The sequence below is a fragment of the Desulfosalsimonas propionicica genome (assembly GCF_013761005.1).
GTDB classification, from domain to species: domain Bacteria; phylum Desulfobacterota; class Desulfobacteria; order Desulfobacterales; family Desulfosalsimonadaceae; genus Desulfosalsimonas; species Desulfosalsimonas propionicica.
The window spans coordinates 1-1,445 of the sequence record NZ_JACDUS010000028.1; the positions used below are offsets into that span (position 1 = coordinate 1).

Genomic DNA, 1,445 nt, shown 5'->3' on the forward strand with positions numbered 1-1,445 from the left:
GGGTCATCCGGTAGATGCCGGGATAGACTGAAATTCCCAGATAGTTGATCGAAGACTCAAGCACATCGGTCGGACCGGCGGCGGCCCGAGAATGGGCGCCACAGAGAGGCTCGTCGGAGGGGCGCCGCCGCAGCCGAGCGGTGTGCGGTGTCTGATATTGAATAATCGTTGCCACAGCGGTATTTTCCTTATTGCCAACCAAAACCATAAGGAAAAGGAGAACCGCCATGGCAACGACAAGTTTTATTTATCATGCTTTGGGGCTTGTAGGCTATGATCATTTGAAAACTGAATACAAAAATGGCGCCGTATATCACCATGTAAAAAGAAAACATGATGAACGCTATTGCGCCGGCTGCAATGCAAATTGGCATCATTTGACAATGGACGGCCGGTTTGAAAGATGTTTTATCGCATTGCCTATCGGAAGTCGCGATCAATGCGTTGTTTTGCATGGACACGAACAAAATTGCAGCGTATGTGGCAAAACCCTGCGAGAACCCATTGCTTTTGCAAAAGGAAAACGCCAGAGAATGAAATCCTTTGAGCGATATGTTGTCGAGCTTTGCGAAATTGCGCCAATCAAGCATGTGGCCCAGCTTCTTTCCATCGGATGGGATACGGTCAAGGAGATCTTTAAAGAACACCTCGAGCATCGCCTCAGCAAAAGAAAGCTCGGCCAGGTCCACTACATCGCCATCGATGAGTTTTCTGTACGCAAAGGGCATCAGTATATGACCGTGGTTCTTGATCTCGAAACCGGCGAAATCCTCTTTGTCAATGAGGGCAAGGACGCTGAGGCGGTATTGCCTTTCTTGTACAAACTCAAACGAAAAAAGGCCCGGCTATCGGCAGTGGCAATAGACATGTCCCCGGCTTACATCAAAGCTGTCCGTGAAGTGTTCCCGGATGTCGATATCGTTCATGACCCTTATCATGTGGTCGCCATGGTCAATCAGGCCATTGATGAAACCCGCAGGGATATTGCCCGGGATCTTTATGACACCGAGCGTCAATGCATCAAGGGAAGCCGGTTTCTTTTACTCAAGGGTATGGAAAATCTTTCAAAAAATGGCTTTGATCGCTTGATGCATTTAACAGAAATCAATGAACCCCTTTATCTGGCCTATCTTTTGAAAGAAGATCTCCGCATGTTCTGGGCTTTCGATAATGAAAAAAGTGGCCGGAATTTCCTGGATCATTGGATCTCTCAAGCCAAAGATTTAGGCATAAAGCATTTTACCAAATTGGCTGAAACCATAGAGCGACACAGACAAGGACTTCTTGCTTATTTTAATCATCGGATCTCTACCGCCCCTCTTGAAGGGATGAACAATAAAATCAAAACACTCAAACGTCAGGCATATGGATTCAGGGATAATTGGTACTTCAAGCTCCGATTATATTTTATTCACGAATCCATCCCGGCATTTCCCGGATGAATC

General features: G+C 46.6%; 1 protein-coding gene. It reads left to right on the forward strand.

The genetic code is table 11. The features are described 5' to 3' along the window. Positions 1-227: 227 nt before the first annotated feature. Entirely contained in the window at positions 228-1,442 is a 1,215-nt protein-coding gene (locus HNR65_RS17770) for an ISL3 family transposase (protein WP_181552874.1), read from the forward strand. Positions 1,443-1,445: the final 3 nt, after the last annotated feature.

Bases quoted from the DNA above. Each gene is read 5' to 3' on its own strand.
- HNR65_RS17770 (WP_181552874.1), top strand. From the start codon at position 228: ATGGCAACGACAAGTTTTATTTATCATGCTTTGGGGCTTGTAGGCTAT.